The sequence below is a fragment of the Enterococcus sp. AMC1252 genome, assembly GCF_058216515.1.
In genome coordinates this window covers 515598-532979 of the sequence record NZ_CM177097.1, presented here as the reverse complement: position 1 = coordinate 532979, position 17382 = coordinate 515598, and the positions used below count along the sequence as shown (strand labels likewise).

Sequence of the window (17382 nt, the reverse complement as noted above, 5' to 3'; positions counted from 1 at the left end):
TATATTTCAATTTTTAAACTCAAGCTGAATTGTTCAGTTTTTAAGTTTAAAAATGGAAACCAGTTTACATACTTACTGTTGTATTACTTTTACAACTTCCCATCAACTAGACAACATATATCCTCTAGAGCGGACAGTTCTGATATACTTTGGCTTGAAAGAATCATCTTCAAGTTTCTTTCTTAAATGAAAAACTAGATTGGCAACACGGTATTTCTTATCGCCTTTTTCTTCTCCCCAGACACTTTTATAAAGTTCTTCATACGTGATTGCTTCACCTTTACGACGAATCAATGACTCTAAGGCTTTAAATTCTAATTTAGTCAATCCCACTTCTCCTTTCCCTTCAATATTTACGGAAAAATTGTTAGGAACTAACCTAATTGCTGGTGGTGGTCCTGCAATTGTTGAATTTGTGACTTGTGGATTTATGACTTGCTGTTTTTGCTTATTAGATCTTCTTTCAAGGGTATTCATAATGTATAGAGAAAACTCATCCGACTCTGTTCGATTGTCAAAAGTACCGTCTGCACCAAGTTGAAGATGAACGATACGATTTATCTTTGTTGACTCACTAGATAAAATCCAGACAAAATGATCCGTCAGACTTCTTACTTTGATAATCAACTCACACGTTAAGCTGATATCTTCTAAATTAGGTTCAGTAATGATTACAGCATCCATTTTGGGAATTCTTTTATCCATTTCATTTGAATCGACTTGATGGATCATACATTTTTTTTCTTTTAAAGCAACTATGTACTCAGTTTGATTACTTTCAACAGCATTTACCATGGCTATGTTAAACATTTGTTTCCTCCTTCTTTTTGGTGACAAGCTATTCTTGCCGCGTTCATTATCTATGCTATTCATTCTTTTAAATTTAGAATAGTCATCTCTTGTATCAATAATTATTATTTTATTCTAATTTATAGTAATATTAGTTCTGATCACTATTTTTTATAATTTAGAATAAGCTTTCCCGTTCTAACTAAGAACAGGAAATTAATGTACAAACCGTTTAATATTAACGATTAAAATTTCCTTTGACGGCGTTTGTGACGGCGAAATCCTCATTTTTTATTAAATCGCAGCAACTGCCTCTACCGCGATTCTTTCTTCTGTTAAATTGGAATTGGTATAAATATCAAGTGTCATTTTAGTTGAAGCATGCCCTAATAAAGAGCTGATTACAGCAATGTTTATTCCTTTTTCCAAGCAGCGAGTTGCAAAAGAATGTCTCAATGCATGAAAAGAGCATTCAACTAATTTAAACTGTTTCAACAACCGCTTGAATTGATATCGAATCGTTCGTGGTTCAGTAAAACTTTGATTCGTGGAAACAACATAGTCGCTATTGCTAGATATCTTCTTTTTTAACAGTTGCTCCAAAAGGTCATAAGATAGAGGAATCATCCGCTCTGAATTTTCTGATTTTGGTTTTTCTTCGATTATCTGCGTCTTGCATCCGCTTTGCGTATATGTTCTTACTCTCTGAAGTGTTCGTTTTACCGACAAGATTCTGCTTTCAAAATCAATATCTTCCCATTTCAAGCCTGCAATTTCACCAATTCTCATTCCAGTTTCTAGTGATATCAGCATAGCTAGACCGTCAGACGAATTTTTCGCTTCTTTTATCAAAAGTTTATGTTCAAATTGAGAAATATTGGCTATCTTAGGCTTTCTTACTTTTGGAAGTTCAATATTTTCATAAACCGAGCTCCGAATAAAACCAAGTTTTTCAGCATATTTTAAGGCTGTTTTTAATACTCTAAATACTGAATGGAGTGAATTTATTGCTATTTTTTGCTGTGTACTATCAATAAATTTATGGATATGCTCTGGTGTTAGCTCACTCAGACGCCTCTCTCCAATCGCGGGACGAACGTGACAATCTAATTTGCTTTTATAACTATCAAATGTTCCTGGCTTCACTTTTGTGTTAATTACTGATTCCAACCAATAATCCAACCAGTTATTGAGTGTCCCATAAAATTGTTGTGATTGTTCTTTGCTTGAAAACATTGTTGCTTTTTTAATCGTAAGCTTCTTCTTAACCTCTTTATATGATTGAGCATAAACATACCCATAATGAATATGCCCGTTTGCTTTCCTCCCTTTAATGTATCGCCCCTCCCAACGGCCATCTTTCCTTCTATAAATATTTTCACCTTTTCTAGCCAAAGTAACACTTCCTTCCATAAAAATAATTGACGGCGCATATGACGGCGATAAAAAAATCAAGTTTTTCTCAAATTATTCAGAAATTAATGAAAAAATTGATATGTTCTTGGAATAAAAATGAGTTATACTTACAAAAGATAAAAAAAAGATATGTTATTCACATAATTCTCATCATTTTTATTTTTAAAATATCAGTTTGACAACATTACCCAAATCATATAACCTTTAAAAAGTGATAAAATAAAAATATATCTGTTTTTTCGCCACTCCACCTCTTCCCTTTCCTGTTCTTAGTTAGAACAGGATTTTTTTTATTGTTATCTCTTTCACTTATAAGTATAAAAAAAAAGACCTCACTTTTATTATTAAAAAAAAGAGTAAATATCATACTTTTTTGATAAACAAATAAGAAATTAATGCTTTTATTTCCAACAAAAAAGACAGACTCTAAAGGCGATCTGTCTTCTTGTTCCAGTTTTGAAGATGATTTCTTTCTTAATTTTATTTCTATAACTATCTAATTCTATCTTCTACTTGATTAAACTGTAGTAACAAATTGGATTCTATTTAAAATAGTTGTTCAATAGTCAACCAAACCTACAGTTAATTCTGTCAGTTTTTCGCGATTCACTTGATATTGCTTCCCTTGTTTTATAATCAATCCTGCTTTTTGGAACTCATTTAAAGTGTAAATCAAGTGTCGATAGCTAACGCCAAGAAACTCAGCTGTTTCAGTGTGCTTTTCAGCGTAAATATTATCAGTTTCAGCCTGTAGCATATAAGTTGCTAAACGATACTTCAGTTCATAATTTTGATTATTTGAAAAATGCTCAGCTCTTAATAAAATTTTTTCTCCTAGATACTTAGCAATAACTCTCAAAAAGTCTGGATCATCTAATAACCCTTGCTTTACTTTATGATGCGGTAATGCTAAACAAATACAACGATCGATTGCTTGTACATCCTTGACCTGCTCTTCAACTTCTAGTAGGGACAGCTCTCCTATAAAATCACCTTTGCTCAAAAATTGAATTAGGGAACGCCCGCCATTTTCATGGATTTTATAAATTTTGGCTCTACCTTCTATTAAAAGAAAAAGATGGTCTATCTGCTTATCAAAGCGAGTAATGTATTCTTTTTTTTCATAAATAAATAGTTGGGCCTGTCTTAATACTGAATCAGAAAAGTAGTTAGATAAAGGGAGATTTGGTTTTTCAGTTAATTTAACTAGTTGATCAATGTCATAAATTTTCATTTTTCCTCCTCAAAATATGAGATATCTCCTATTATTATGATTGATTATTCGCTAAATTACTACTAAAGGGATCGTTTATTTTTTCTTTAGTTTCACGAGCTTAGGCATATCTGCTTAACTTTTAAATTTAGGAGGTTTATTATGAATAAAATATTGTTTTCTCTGTTCTTTTACACACTTAGCGGCATTGGTATTAGTTTAACACTTAAAGCTGATATTGGCGTCAGTAGTTTTAATTCGTTAAATGTGGCTATTGCTTCAATCAGCAACATTAAAGTTGGTACAATCACTTTTTTATTAAACACCGGCTTTTTAATGCTTTATGTATTACTATCCAAGCAAAAACAATACTTGAAATACCTGCTAATGTTTCTATCTATTTTATGTCTAGGAACAATTATCAACTTTTTTTCATATACAGTATTAGCATCGGTAAATTTGAATCATTACGTTATTAGGTTAGCGGTTTTTACCTTAGGGACTTCCATAGCAGGCTTTGCTACAGGAATCGTGATTTCACTTGGTGTTTTACCATTCCCTATTGAAAGCGTCTGTCTTACTTTTGCCAAATTAACCGGCTACTCTTTTGCTAAGTTCAGATATGCTATCGATTTGTTTTCAGTAATTATTTCTTTAGTCCTTTCACTAATTTATGATCTCCCAATTTTCGTTAGAGAAGGTACGCTTATCAGCTTATTGTTATTATCAGGTGTCATTTCTCTTACCAAAACTAGCTATGAAACCTACGTACTTAATCAAAATGCGAAAAAAGAAGAGGCTTGAACATAACTCTATGAGTCATATCCAACCTCCGTTTTGCATTAATTGTCTATTTGGATAAATGGTAATGAACCATCCGTAAAAATTTCGTCACCACCACCATTCCGTCCATGATAACTCGTGGTAAAATGCTCAACTAGTTCAATCGAAAATGATTGCTCTGATTGCTTAAATGATTCTAAAACAAAATCTCGTTCTCGATCTACATCAGAGCTGATTTTATGAGTAATTTGTCCAGTAAAAACCGAAAAACCAACTTTTTTATCATAAGTTGCAGCTCCTAACCAATCAGCTTTTCTTCCACCTGGTAAATACCAATTTTTCGGTGTTTTCCAAAAGCGAACATGGTGCCTTCTTCTGGGATTATTCTCTATCTCTCGTTCGAATGCTATATCTTGTTTTTTATTGAATAGAAATAAAGAACTTACTGGCGCTTTGGGATAGGACTTAGCAAAAATACTAGCGGCAACCATATACAGACTTGATTTTATTGTTAGCGGTTCGGCTTTCATCCAACCTGATTTTATAAAAAGTTGCTCTAATTCATCATCCGTCCCAATAAAAGCAAGATTGATTGGATCACCAAGCAGACCATCCCCTGTTCTAGCGCGGCCAATAAAATAATCTGGCAAATAGCGTCCTGTCATTAATTTATTGATAAAAGGGATAAATAAATAGGAACTAAATAGCCAAAAAAAGATATAAAGAAAGATATGGATTTTTCTAGTTAATATTTCTGAAAATAATACCTTGTAAACTAAATAACCAATAGTAATAACAACAACAAACCGAAATAATCTAAAAATACTATTTCGTAATGTCTGCCTCTTCATTTATCGCCACCCTTTTTCCTCTGGATCATAAGGAGCATACTGGCTATAGTTATCCAATTCGCCTTCAAATACCTTATTAGCAAAACCACTATAGGCTCCTAACCCCATTGTAGCAAGATCAGCATTCGTTTCTGTCATATTATTCACGATTTTTTCTTGATATTCCCTTGCAGTGATCACTGCCCCTGTTTTGAGATTTTTATAAAGTTTCGGCATGCTCCTTCATCCTTTCTTAGATCAAGTTCATTTAATTAAATTATACTCACTTCTGAGATAAAGTCGCCTAATATCATCTTGATTATAAAAAAAAACTGAGACATAACTCTTTAAGTTATGTCTCAGTCCCTTAAAATCCGAAAATTTTTATGGTAAAAGAGCTAGCATTGCGCTCTGCTTCAACCATATTGTTGTAGATCAAGCAAAGAAATTCAAGGATACACATTACAAGAAATTCGAATGACATGTTGTTTCCTTTAATTCTTGACTATGTGATAAAGCACTAAGGTTGAAAGTATTCTACCTCAATTTTTTTAACTTTATACTCTACTAATGATTGTTTGCTTAATACCAACCATTAGCCATCCAAAAAGCTTGTGCAGCTTCCCATGATCCATAGCGTCCCGCTACGTAGCTATCTGCTACTCGTTCTTGGTTCGCTTCGGAATAGTCACCATTTAAATAAGAAGCATCTAATTGATATCTGCCAATATATTTACCGTTAGTTGCCGCATAAGAACCGCTAGATTCTTTTTGTGCGATCCATTCTTTTGCAGAAGAACTATCCGCCGCAACGCTTGGAGCTGGTGCCGTTTCTGCAACAGGAGCTGGTGTTTCTTGTACTTGTGTTGCATATACAGTTTCTGCCTCTGTTTTTTGTTGAGATGGTACTTGTGCTGCTTCTTCAGCTGTACGGATTACTAATTCTTCTCCTTCAAAGATCATATTTATATTAGAAATATTATTATCTTTTGCAATTAGATCAATCAAGCTATTGTCACCATTGAATTGGTGAGAGATAGTTGATAATGTGTCTCCAGATTTTACTGTATATAAGCTATCAGCATGCGCGTCAGTCGTTCCCATAAAAATTCCAAGTCCTGCAGTCAAAGTTGTTGCTAATAAAATCGTTTTAATTGATTTCATGTTGTTTCTCCTTTGTAAAAAATATTTTCGTCGTTTGTTTATCGACTTTGCATACTTTAACATCTAAAAATATTTCATAGGTGAAGATCCAGTAACAATTCGTTACGAGTGTTTTTATTACGTAACAGCTTGTAAAATACAATCAGAAAAACACTTGTTCGTACTAGCTTTCTTCATTTTCTATCGAATGTAAAAAATCATGTTTTTTTCTGAAATTCACTCTTGCTCAATTCAATAACAATCGTCATATTACAAAATCCCAGAAATATTACAAGATTTTGGTTGACTATTTTGCCAAATAGCATTCTTTTCCATTCGATTTTCAAAAAATTTTAAGAAATAAACCTGACTATTATCAACGTTGGTTTCCTTTAATCAACAAAAAAACAGAAACATATCTAGCTTAGCTAGTGCTTCTGTTTTTTTTATTAATGATTATACATTAGAATCTTTCTGTTCAATGACCGATTCTAATAGTCTATTTTCAGTTTGAATAATATCAAAAAAGGCACTAATTTTTTCAAGCTGTTCATAATCAATTTGATATAATTTTACTCTGGGTTTAAAAAATAGGAACCCTGGGCGGATTTTTACACGTTCATTGATCAAATGACATTGCTCCATCATTGATTGTAAGTCCATCTCTGATACACTATTTTTGATTTTTTCAATACGAGCTCGTTCATAAACCAATTGATCTTTAGTTACAGTCATTTTTTCAGTAATTGTGACTAGCTGACGATTTAAACGCCATGATTGCTCAATGAACTTCGCTTTTTTATATAAATCATCGTACTGAATCAAATCAATACGGACTGGTTTATACCAGTCTTCTTCATCTATTGACGTTTTCTGATGCTTTTTAAATCTTTTTAATCCACTAACGAGTAAACTGTTTTCTATGGCGAGCAGCTCGTATTCCAATTTTTCTTTTGCGACCCGCACACGTTCCTTTGACGCTTTTTCTCGCTTTAAACTTTCTTTTAAGAAAAGAACTTCACTTTCTTCTGAACGAGCAAGTGCAGTGATTTCAAGTTCATCATTGGGTTCATTTCCCATTCTTTCCTCATCTGAAAGTTCCTCATTCTCTAAGAACTTCAAATCCACATCCAACGGAGGCGCCTCATTTTCTTCTATAGAGACTTCCACTGGAAAACTAAGTGTCTCTCCAGATAATGGAAGATTTTCTTCTTCTTGGAAAATAGAAAGAAGTTTCGCTTCCAAAATGCTACTAACAGACTCCTTTTTTGAATAGCCCATCTGTTCTAAACTAGCTGAAACAATAAATTGAATCGGTTCTTCTTCTGAATTAAAAGAAACAGGAATCAATTCACAGAAATATGTACTGAAAATTCCATCGACTTCTTCCACTATTTTTGTCCAAACAAACTGTGGAAACAGTTCTTCCAATTCTTCCAATAAAACATCCCAGTTCAACTGAGCTTGAAAAAACTGAATTTCTACATGTTTTTTGATAGGCGAAGAAATTACTTTTCGGGAAAGGTCATCATTTTCCCGAAAAGTAAGAAAATCTCCTGTTGAGCGTTCATAGAGTGTTTCACACGCCTCAACAATTTCTTCCGTATTATCTTTTTGGTAGAGAACGGTTCCCACAGTGAATGGGATTGCTTGTTGATGAAAAAAAACATCGAAATAATCATTCATTAAACCGTTCTCCTTTCTTTTTTATGATTGTAGATCATAAACTGGCGTTAAAATAAGTTGCTGTCCTTCAGTCAAGAAGTATTGATCTAGGTCGTTCCACTCTTTTAACGACCAAACTGAAATGCCTGTTTTCTTAGAAATACTTGCTAAAGTATCACCTTTTTTCACTTCATATGTGTCTTTTGTTTTCTTACGTGTTGCGCTAACTTGATAATCTTTTGTTTCTTTTTTAGTTATTGCTTCACTTGTCGATTTGGTTTCTTTTTTAGCTCTAGTTTCTTTTTTAGTCGTTGTTGAGGTTGTTTCTTTCTTAGCCGTAGATTGTGTTGTTTCTTGACCTGTGAATGCATTAGATAATTTTTGAACCATATCTAATGAACGATCCACAGCATCTTCTTTTGCTACAGTCGTAACTTTCTCTTCTTGTTTAGGTACACTCAATTTTTGACCAATGAATAGCATACGCCGATCTAATTGATTTTTCTCTAAAATAGCTAGTGTAGAAATATCATATAACTTACTGATTGATTTTAATGATTCACCTTTTTTCACGACGTGTGTAAGGTACTCAATGCTTTGATCTTTTTGATCATTTTTCTTTTCTAACTTATCAAAAGAAGTATTTAGTGTAATTTTTTTAGCTTTTTTGGATTTCTTTTTATCTTTTAGTGTATCATATTGCGTTAAGTTATACGCATCTATCAAGCCATTCAATTTTGAATTATAACTAGTGTCAGTTGCATAGCGCCCTGTTAGAAACTTCGTTGCATCTTTATATGATTTCGTATTCGTTTTCCACGTACCACTGTAAAAACCGCTGCTAGCGTCGGTGCCACCTCTGAGAAGCTTAACATAGTCACCAAGAGATTCTTTGTACGATGGATATTTTCTGAAATTAGAACGAATCGTAAACATACTGCCCGAGCCATTATCTTCACTAGTTAGAAAATTAGCACTTGCTCCTTCATAACTACCTTTGATACCAAATAAATTATAATTTGGTGCTGAGGCTAGTGCACTGTTTCCAGAAGCACTTTCTAAAATTGCTTGTGCTATCATCACTGATGCATATAAATTACTCTCACCAGCAATTGTACGAGCATCCTCACCAATTACTTTAACAAAACTTTTTGTTGTCAGATTAGGACTGATATGGAATACCTGGTCCGATCCGCCAGTGTTGTTACCAGTTGTCGTTCCAACAGCAGAGCCAACACTTGGTCTGCTTGGTTGTGGAGTTGGGACACTCGGTTGTTGATTTGGTCCTTGCACTGGTGGTAATGGATTACTTGGCTCTGGTTTTGGTTCACTTGGTTTCGGTTTCGGTTTCGGTTTTGGTTTTGGTTTCGACGGAGTTGTAGTTGAACTCGTCATACTTGTGCTGGTACTAGTACTACTTGTTGTAGTTGACGTTGATGTCGACGTATCAGATGTACTCGTCGAATCTGTCGTGTCCGATGTAGAACTAGTATCATCTGATGAGTTTGTCGAGTCACTGCTTGTTTCTTCTATTGAAGAACTTGTACTATCTTCTGTTGAGGAACTAGCTTCAATTCCTTCTACTGTACTTTCTGTTGTCTCATGTTCCTTAGTTGAAGATAAAATTGCTACATCTTCATGTTCTTCGGAACCTGAAGTTGCCTGATCATCAATTTCTTTAGCAACAATGGGTTGAACATCGGTAACAGAAAGGACAGCACTTGAAGTAAGTAATCCTACACTTAACACTCGTAACTTTTTACTGTTTAGATTTCTTTTTTTCATTCTGTGTCCTCTCTTTCTTATTGATATGGATCTTCTTTTACCAAGTTGATGATTTGGTTGAATGCTTGTTCTGATTCTTCCTTAACATCCTTGATACGTTTGTAATAGTTTTGGTATTCTTGTTCGGCACGTTCTAAGCGTTTTAAGACACTAGCTTTTTTCTTTGTCTCTTCATTAATAAGCTGTGCACGCTGATTTGCTTGATTCACAATTTCTTTGGCTTGTCTCTTAGCATCTAACAACACTTCACCAATATCTTCTTTAGATAATTGTTGATCAACATCAATCGTTTTTTGAGCTAGTTGACGTTTTGTCGCTTCTAACTCTTGACGAACTTTTGCCAGCTCTTCGTAAGCACCTGTATCTGTTGGTGTATCTGACGCCATGATTACGATACGATCTTCTGAAAGTTTGTCGATTTCTTCTTGTTTAGCTAATAGCTCTTGTTCATATTGTCTGATTTTATTTGCGAAACGCTCTGCTTTTTTACGATTCAAATCAGTTTCATCGATCTGACGATTGCTTTCACGTAATAAACTATTGTATTTACTTTTCACTTGTTCAAGTTCTGCCATACGAGCATCGTAATCTTTTGGTACTGCTTCTACCATTGATAACTCATTTTCTAAAGATTCGCTTGTTTGACGTACCGCTTCAACTTCATTTTGTAATTGAGCATTTTCTCTTTTGCTCTTACGCAGTTCAGCTTTTACTGCTCGAAGTTCAATTTGAAGCTGCTCATTTTCTTCTTGAAGCTCTTCTAACTCCTCATCATCAATCACAACATTGACTGGCGGTCTTTTTTTCTTAGGCTGAGTTTTTTTAGGTATTGGCGCCTGTTTTTGTTTTTTCTTTTTCAGTGAAAATAACGGGCGGTCATCCTCTTCGTCGTCATAATCTTCATCATCATCGTCATCATAATCATCATAATCGTCGTCGTCATAATCTTCATCATAATCTTCATCATCGTCATCGTCGTCATAATCTTCATCATCGTCATCGTCGTCGTCATAATCATCGTCATCATAATCGTCGTCGTCATAATCTTCATCATCATAATCGTCGTCATCATAATCTTCATCATCATAATCGTCGTCATAATCTTCATCGTAATCTTCGTATTTTTTTCTTTTTTTACCTTTGCCAAAAATTTTTAGCATATGCTCACTTCCTTCTACAAAAATGGGACTATCTCTTGTTATTGATTATTTTTAACATACTAATTTTAAATACTAAGTAAACTATGTGAATTGTCTGTATATGTAACTATAATGACAAGTGCAGTAATCTTTTTTCTTTGTAAAAATAATCAACTTCACTTCTAAGTATTGTTTCTAGTGGCTACAATACATCCTACTTTTAACTAATTATGATCATTACAAATTAGTTATTATTTCATTCGATAAAAAACGATGATTAAAAACCCTTGAAAAACGTGCCTACCTCTTTCTATTTTATCAGAAAATGCCTCAACAAACAAACTGAATTAGGGGATTATCTTGATTTTCGCAAAACTAAAATCATACTTTGCTATTTTTTAAAATTAAACAAATTTACAATTGGTAATATATATGTTTTTTTATTATTAAACTCTTTTTAAAATACTTGTTATTTTTAAAATTATATATATGCTTTGATTACTGTTTATTTTCTTTACTATCAAATCACCTTCTTGTTCATAAATGAAAAAAACTTAGCCCCCCTATCCTCCCATCCCTTACAAACTCTTATTCCAATGAATTTTAATCGTTTTTTTTTTTTTAAAGAACCTCCCTAAAAAAAAGAGTAGTTTCTAATAAATTAAGAATCTACTCTTTTCAAAAACGAATATTATTACTTTTAAAATCAATAATGTTAAAAAAACAAAATTTATATTCTATTTTTCATTTGTTATTAATTTAATTAAAAAGCAGCTTTAACAACAAATCTTTTTTTTTGACCTTCACTAATTTTTCAATAAAAACACTCATTTTTTTCACATTTTCTAAATTCAATGCATACAGTTGAGCAATTTTATTGAACTTTCATCTCACTAATCTTTCGATGGAATCAATAAACGTAAGCCATTCAAAATAACAAGCAACGTACTTCCTTCATGCGCGATAACACCAATCGTAATGTCCATTCTCCCAAGAATATTCAAGGTGATTAATAGAGCCACAATGAACATTGAAAAGATAATGTTTTGCCAAACAACTCGATCCAAGCGTTTAGAAATTTTATGTGCATAACTGAATTTAGTTAAATCGTTTTGCATCAGTACTGCATCCGCTACGTCAATAGCAATATCTGTACCATCTCCCATTGCTACACCAATGTCAGCAGTTACTAATGCTGGTGCATCATTGACCCCATCACCTAACATAGCTACACTGCCGAAACGCTCTTGTTGATCTTTGATGATTGCCGCCTTGTTTTCAGGCAAAACATTTCCAACCACTTCGTCAATTCCAATTTGGCGACCAACTGCTTGACCTGTTAATTCCGCATCTCCAGTGATCATCGTTGTGTGAATCCCTTGTGATTTAAGATAATTGATTACTGTTTTAGCATTTGCATTTGGCACGTCCATCATAGCAATTAAACCAATCACTTTATTATTTTTCGCAAAATAGACAACGGTTTTACCTTCTTTGGCGTATTGCTCGTTATGAGCACTTATTTGAGTATTCACTAGACTAAAAATTTCTGGTTTTCCGATTTGGTACGTATCGCCAAGATATTCTGTCACTAGTCCTTTCCCAATCTCATTTTCAACCGTTAATGTTAATTCTGTTTCTGCCTTGAACCTATCTAACATTGCATTGGCCAATGGATGGTTTGCTGTTTTTTCCATTGCAACGATTAGATCTATGCATACTTGTTCCGTCAATTCCTCTGTCTCCGTCAAGAAATAAAAATCAGTAACAGATGGTTTTCCTTTGGTTAATGTTCCAGTTTTATCGAAAGCAACTGACTTAATTGTAGCTAAATTCGCTAAGTAAGAGCCACCTTTAAATAGCACACCTCTTTTAGCTAGATTGGAAATTCCTGATAACGTTGCTGGCACAGCACTAGCAGCAAGAGCACATGGTGACGCCGAAATTAAGAATACCATTCCACGATAAAAACTTATATTCCATGACCAATTAAATAGAAATGGACTTGCTACTATAAATATAGGTACTAAAATTAAGACAATTGTCACATAATATGGTTCTAGTTTTTGAATCTTTGTTGCGGTTTTCGACAAATTTGATTGCGACTGATTGACTAGCTGAAGAATTTTGGCAAAAACTGTATCACTGCTGTCTTTAGTAACTTCCATAGTAAATGTACCACTACCGTTAATAGTACTACCAAACACATCATCACCGACTGTTTTTTCTCTAGGTATGCTTTCACCATTAATAGAAGATTCATCGATCGATGTACGACCTGATAAAATAATCCCATCTGTTGCAATTTGATCACCATTTAATACTTGCAATTTATCACCGATTTTTAACGTAGCAACCTCAACTGTCTTCACACTGCCATCTGCTTGGATCAGTCGTGCTTCTGTTGGGTTCATTTTAAGTAAGTTGGTAATTTCTCTTTTACTGCGACCTTCCGCATACTCCTCAAGGAAGTGAGCTGCTGCGAAAATAAGAATAAGTAGAGCGCCTTCTTCATAACTGCCAATGATGGTTGCACCAAAAGCGGCTAACGTCATCAAAATGTGAACATTTGGCACAAATTTCCTTTGCTCTTTTGAGTTGTTGATCGTATCAACAATCCCTTCTATGATGATGTGATAACCAGATAATAGCATGGCACTGACAAAAAGAATGTTTTGTAACAGAGAACCTTCATTGATAAAAAACGCAACGACAAAAATAGCCAATCCTGAAAAAAATAATATAACTGGAGCTTTACCGTGGCTATGACTATGCCCATGATCGCTTTCATGCTTGTGTTCTTGACCTTTTTCATTTGAACAATTGTGCCCATGTCCTTTTGTTGTTTCCATTTGATTTTTCCTCCTCTTTTGTTTTCTGAAAAGATACATTTATCTCTTTCAAATGAATATCCGTTCATATATCATACTCTTATAATACATGAACAGTCACTCATGTGTCAAGTGAAAACTGTATTTTCATTGCAAAAAAAAAGCTAGAGCAAAATTCTTTAGATTTTGTCTAGCTTCTAGTTTATTTTTCTTCTTCTATTTGGATATATTTAAAACTATAAGGTGATCCAAAACTATGCTTCACCACACCATTAATTTTTTTCTTTTGTAGCAAAGCTGTTTGTTGCTGATAAATTGGTGCAATCGTATAATCTTCGGCCAATAGTAACTGTTCTGCTTGTAGTAAATCCGACCATCTTTTTTCTTCATTTGCCGCATCTGTATAAGAAGCTGCTTGAATCAATCGATCGTATTCGGGATTTTTATAATTAACGTGATTCAAACCAGAAGTTGAAGCAAACATATCTAAGAATGTGCTTGCATCTTTAAAATCAGGCATCCATTGTCCAAAAGCAATATCGTAGTCACCAGATAAATAGCGTTCCTGTAAATTATTACTCGGCAATGTAGTGATTTCAAATTTGATTTCAGGTAAAACTTCAGCAATTTGACTCGCTAAATACTCAGCTGTCTTTTTCTCTGTATCTGTATCCTTCGTCAAGTAAACTAAGGTGATATAATCTGTCTTCAACTCTTTTTTCGCTTCTGTGAATGCATTTTGCGCAGCGGTTTTGTCAAATTTTTGTTGGACCCCATTTTCTTTGCGGAAATCTTCTCCAGTTTTTGGATTTTGAACAAAATTCTGTGGAACAAACCCTGTCGCTGCAATCGATCCGTCACCTAAAACATTATTAACAAAGGTCTCTCGATCGATCGCTAAAGAGATTGCTTTTCGTAAATTGACATTCTCCAATGGTTTCCCTTGACCTTGATTAAAGCGTAGGTAGCCCATTTTTGTATCATTTTGGTTTTGAAAATCAGGATCATTTTTATATTGTTTAGAAAACTCACCGTCTAAAACCACTCGATCAAGCTCGTCTGTTTGATACAAATTGACGGCAGTGCTAGTTGATTTTACAACAGTCGTTTGAATTTCATCGACTTTCACATTTTTCTTATCCCAATACTCAGGATTTTTGACATACTGCCACGTATCAGAATTTTGTTCCCAGCCTGTTAAAACAAAGGGACCATTATAAAGAGTCGTTTTTGCGGAAGTCCCATATTCACTACCTTGTTTTTCAGCAAAAGTTTGATTGATTGGGAAAAATGTTTCAAATGTTAATAAGGACGTAAAATATGGAATTGGTTTGATCAAATGAATCACTAAGGTATGCGCATCTGGCGCTTCTACTCCAAGTTGATTGGGACTCATCTTCCCTTGATAAATGGCCTCCGCATTTTTTATAGAAGAAACAAATAAACTAGCATAGGATGGCGCGGTCTTTGGTGTGACAGCTCGTTTCCAGGCATAAAGAAAGTCTTCGGCTGTGACTGGTTCTCCATTTGACCATTTGGCATCTGTTCTTAACGGAATCGTATACGTCTGTTTGTCTTCACTAATTTTCGGTAGCTCTTTGGCGACAGCGGGAATGGCTTCGTCTTGTTCATTTAATTGGTAAAGCCCTTCAAGGACTTGATTTTGAGCATTAAAACTAGTGAAGTCTTCTTCTTGTGTTGTATCAAGTGTCAGCAGTTCCGCTGGCTCAGTAAAGTGAACGATTGCCTTTTTCGAATCATTCGACTCTGTTTTTCCAGCTGAATTACATCCCGTCACAAAAAATAAAAGTACCAGCGCACTAATGGCGAAAAACTTTTTCATTTTATTCCTCCTCGTGCATTAATTGATGTACGGCTAAACGAAAATTACATGTTCAACTACAACTATTTCAGGATCTAACGATTGTATGACTGGACAATTCTTCCCAATCAATTTCAACGCTCGTTCAGCTTTTCCTTGGTCTTCTTCTGACACACGGATCGAAAACGTAATGACCACACGGCTTAGTGGTTTCACCGGTTTATTTTCTGCTCGTTCATACGAAATTTCAACGCGCTCGATTGTAAACGCAACGTGGGAGTTTGTTAATATCTTTTCATAAACATAGGCGCCACATGCACCAATCGATGCAACTAACATTTCAACAGGGGAAAAACCAACCTCTTTTTTTAATACCCAGTTACCACTTTGATGAACTAATTCAAATCCCTTCTCACTTGAAATCAATTCCATTTTTTTCACTCCTCATTTGTCTGTTCTACTATTTTTATAGCGTTTTCTTTATCTTACTATGATAGTACAAAATTCAGCAAACTTATAATAGTTATTTAACAGGTATGATAGCGAAAAGCTATCGATAAAAAAACTCCCCTCATTCACTTGGAATTTAGGAAGCTAGCTATCAGTATAGATTTTTCTTCAATTGATTATCTTGTTGGTTTTTATCTTGCATAATAGAGTCAATGTATTCTTTTAAAAACTTACTATTTTCTGCGATGATTTGATAGCCTGGCTCTGCTTTGATTTTTCCTACTTCTTCATCTGTAATAAAATCATTCCCTGAGAAAAAGCGATAGTTTACCTGCCCCACGAATTCAGATGCGGTATCCAATTTTTGGCGATCAGATACTCCTGCATCGATCAGTTGAGCGTAACCTAATCTTCTCCCATCTTCAATAAAAAGTTCTTTGATGTACTGAGGATAATTTTCTATTTGAGCAATCGAGTGGATACTTTCTTGTTTTTGATAGTCAAAAGACTTTCCTTTTAGCTTCACCACACCGTATCCTCGAGGTGCGATTGAAAACGAGCTGGAGACTATTTCCGTTAGCGAATGATCATTGACTGTTTCTGTCATGATATCTTGGGCGTGAATATGACCTGAAAAAACAATGGGAACTTGGTAATCTGCTAAAACGTGTTTGAATTCATCTGCATTGTTAAGAACAAATCCGTTTGATAATAGTTGGTTATGAGCATAGATATTATGATGCATGAAAACCAACGTTTTTTTCTTTTCTTTTTGAGCCTTTTCTAATTGTTTTTTGACCCATTTCATTGTTTTCCCACGAATCGTCCCGCCTGTTGTTGGGCTTGTTTGAGGTTGATTATCTTCAGGATAGATATTGGAATCTAAGAAAAGAAAATTGTACTGCTGATTGACAGATACTAAATAGCTTAAGGAACTTTTATCATAGTTTGTTGCATTTTGATACCCAAAATCAGCGAATATTTTTTTAAAGTCAGCGATTGAAATCGCCTTTGTTTTTTCTTGTTTATCACCAACAAATTTTCTCGCCCAGCCATCATTGACATCATGGTTTCCAGGAATCACAAAGACACTGATTCCCTTATTGGTCAATTGTTTCAGTAGTTCGGCGAGTTTTTCCGCGCTGATCTTTTCCCCGTTCAACGTTAAATCACCTGTAATAATCAGCATTTCCGGCTTTTGTTCGATCACGTTATTGATAAAGGCTTGCCAGCTCTCTTTTTGGTAATCCAGCTCTTTTCCAGCTGCGGTCTGTTTGATTTTTTCAAAGGCTAAGCCTGAATCCGTTAAGCTTTTATCAATGTAATGAGGGTCACTGATTACCCAAAATTCGATTGCTTCTTTTTTAAATAAGGTTTCTTCTTTCTGCTCTTGATCCCGTCCAGAATAAATGATTGCAGCTAATACAACGATTATACTCAGTAAAACGAATCCAATCTTTTTTCTCATACATGCATTCCCCGTTCTATATTGTTCCCTTCTATTTTATGCTTTTTT

At 34.4% G+C, this 17382-nt stretch carries 14 protein-coding genes; 1 reads left to right on the top strand and 13 read right to left on the bottom strand.

All coding sequences use genetic code 11. The features are described 5' to 3' along the window. Positions 1 to 102: 102 nt before the first annotated feature. The 3 genes from AC4BB5_RS02495 to yeiL form a co-directional block, all read right to left on the bottom strand. The gene (locus AC4BB5_RS02495) at positions 103 to 810 is read right to left on the bottom strand and encodes a DNA-binding response regulator (protein WP_490457845.1); all 708 of its coding nucleotides are present in this window, start codon (positions 808 to 810) and stop codon (positions 103 to 105) included. Between the two features lie 273 nt (positions 811 to 1083). Continuing rightward, on the bottom strand, positions 1084 to 2184 hold the full coding sequence (locus AC4BB5_RS02490; RefSeq protein WP_490457844.1) for a tyrosine-type recombinase/integrase: 1101 nt from the start codon (positions 2182 to 2184) through the stop codon (positions 1084 to 1086). A 580-nt stretch (positions 2185 to 2764) separates the two neighbouring features. After that, positions 2765 to 3439 (bottom strand): transcriptional regulator YeiL, encoded by a 675-nt coding sequence (gene yeiL, locus AC4BB5_RS02485; RefSeq protein ID WP_490457843.1) that lies wholly within the window; start codon positions 3437 to 3439, stop codon positions 2765 to 2767. 141 nt (positions 3440 to 3580) lie between these two features. Here yeiL and AC4BB5_RS02480 point away from each other — a divergent pair, with 141 nt between their 5' ends. Further along, a complete protein-coding gene (locus AC4BB5_RS02480) occupies positions 3581 to 4222 on the top strand; it encodes a YczE/YyaS/YitT family protein (RefSeq protein WP_490457842.1) in 642 nt (213 codons plus the stop codon). Between the two features lie 38 nt (positions 4223 to 4260). On the opposite strand, the gene AC4BB5_RS02475 is transcribed toward AC4BB5_RS02480, so the two are convergent. From AC4BB5_RS02475 to AC4BB5_RS02430, 10 genes are all read right to left on the bottom strand, one after another. Beyond that, positions 4261 to 5052, bottom strand: coding sequence for an LssY C-terminal domain-containing protein (locus AC4BB5_RS02475; RefSeq protein ID WP_490457841.1), 792 nt, complete (start codon positions 5050 to 5052; stop codon positions 4261 to 4263). Beyond that, positions 5053 to 5268 carry a hypothetical protein gene (locus tag AC4BB5_RS02470; protein WP_490457840.1) on the bottom strand — a complete coding sequence of 72 codons (216 nt, stop codon included), beginning with the start codon at positions 5266 to 5268 and terminating at the stop codon, positions 5053 to 5055. 345 nt (positions 5269 to 5613) lie between these two features. Next, the gene (apf, locus tag AC4BB5_RS02465) at positions 5614 to 6195 is read right to left on the bottom strand and encodes an aggregation-promoting factor (protein WP_490457839.1); all 582 of its coding nucleotides are present in this window, start codon (positions 6193 to 6195) and stop codon (positions 5614 to 5616) included. A 435-nt stretch (positions 6196 to 6630) separates the two neighbouring features. After that, positions 6631 to 7860, bottom strand: a complete 1230-nt coding sequence (locus AC4BB5_RS02460; protein WP_490457838.1) for a hypothetical protein — start codon at positions 7858 to 7860, stop codon at positions 6631 to 6633. Between the two features lie 21 nt (positions 7861 to 7881). Continuing rightward, positions 7882 to 9624, bottom strand: coding sequence for a glucosaminidase domain-containing protein (locus tag AC4BB5_RS02455; RefSeq protein WP_490457837.1), 1743 nt, complete (start codon positions 9622 to 9624; stop codon positions 7882 to 7884). A gap of 17 nt (positions 9625 to 9641) precedes the next feature. Beyond that, positions 9642 to 10784, bottom strand: coding sequence for a hypothetical protein (locus AC4BB5_RS02450; RefSeq protein WP_490457836.1), 1143 nt, complete (start codon positions 10782 to 10784; stop codon positions 9642 to 9644). An 872-nt stretch (positions 10785 to 11656) separates the two neighbouring features. Next, the gene (locus AC4BB5_RS02445) at positions 11657 to 13615 is read right to left on the bottom strand and encodes a heavy metal translocating P-type ATPase (RefSeq protein WP_490457835.1); all 1959 of its coding nucleotides are present in this window, start codon (positions 13613 to 13615) and stop codon (positions 11657 to 11659) included. Positions 13616 to 13796: 181 nt separating this feature from the next. Then, a complete protein-coding gene (locus AC4BB5_RS02440; RefSeq protein WP_490457834.1) occupies positions 13797 to 15437 on the bottom strand; it encodes a peptide ABC transporter substrate-binding protein in 1641 nt (546 codons plus the stop codon). A 33-nt stretch (positions 15438 to 15470) separates the two neighbouring features. Then, entirely contained in the window at positions 15471 to 15848 is a 378-nt protein-coding gene (locus AC4BB5_RS02435) for an OsmC family protein (RefSeq protein WP_490457833.1), read from the bottom strand. A 169-nt stretch (positions 15849 to 16017) separates the two neighbouring features. Further along, the gene (locus AC4BB5_RS02430) at positions 16018 to 17334 is read right to left on the bottom strand and encodes a metallophosphoesterase (protein WP_490457832.1); all 1317 of its coding nucleotides are present in this window, start codon (positions 17332 to 17334) and stop codon (positions 16018 to 16020) included. Between the last annotated feature and the right edge of the window lie 48 nt (positions 17335 to 17382).

Bases quoted from the DNA above. Each gene is read 5' to 3' on its own strand.
- AC4BB5_RS02435 (WP_490457833.1), bottom strand. From the start codon at position 15,848: ATGGAATTGATTTCAAGTGAGAAGGGATTTGAATTAGTTCATCAAAGT.
- AC4BB5_RS02450 (WP_490457836.1), bottom strand. From the start codon at position 10,784: ATGCTAAAAATTTTTGGCAAAGGTAAAAAAAGAAAAAAATACGAAGAT.
- yeiL (WP_490457843.1), bottom strand. From the start codon at position 3,439: ATGAAAATTTATGACATTGATCAACTAGTTAAATTAACTGAAAAACCA.
- AC4BB5_RS02475 (WP_490457841.1), bottom strand. From the start codon at position 5,052: ATGAAGAGGCAGACATTACGAAATAGTATTTTTAGATTATTTCGGTTT.
- AC4BB5_RS02460 (WP_490457838.1), bottom strand. From the start codon at position 7,860: ATGAATGATTATTTCGATGTTTTTTTTCATCAACAAGCAATCCCATTC.
- apf (WP_490457839.1), bottom strand. From the start codon at position 6,195: ATGAAATCAATTAAAACGATTTTATTAGCAACAACTTTGACTGCAGGA.
- AC4BB5_RS02430 (WP_490457832.1), bottom strand. From the start codon at position 17,334: ATGAGAAAAAAGATTGGATTCGTTTTACTGAGTATAATCGTTGTATTA.
- AC4BB5_RS02470 (WP_490457840.1), bottom strand. From the start codon at position 5,268: ATGCCGAAACTTTATAAAAATCTCAAAACAGGGGCAGTGATCACTGCA.
- AC4BB5_RS02480 (WP_490457842.1), top strand. From the start codon at position 3,581: ATGAATAAAATATTGTTTTCTCTGTTCTTTTACACACTTAGCGGCATT.
- AC4BB5_RS02495 (WP_490457845.1), bottom strand. From the start codon at position 810: ATGTTTAACATAGCCATGGTAAATGCTGTTGAAAGTAATCAAACTGAG.
- AC4BB5_RS02455 (WP_490457837.1), bottom strand. From the start codon at position 9,624: ATGAAAAAAAGAAATCTAAACAGTAAAAAGTTACGAGTGTTAAGTGTA.
- AC4BB5_RS02445 (WP_490457835.1), bottom strand. From the start codon at position 13,615: ATGGAAACAACAAAAGGACATGGGCACAATTGTTCAAATGAAAAAGGT.
- AC4BB5_RS02440 (WP_490457834.1), bottom strand. From the start codon at position 15,437: ATGAAAAAGTTTTTCGCCATTAGTGCGCTGGTACTTTTATTTTTTGTG.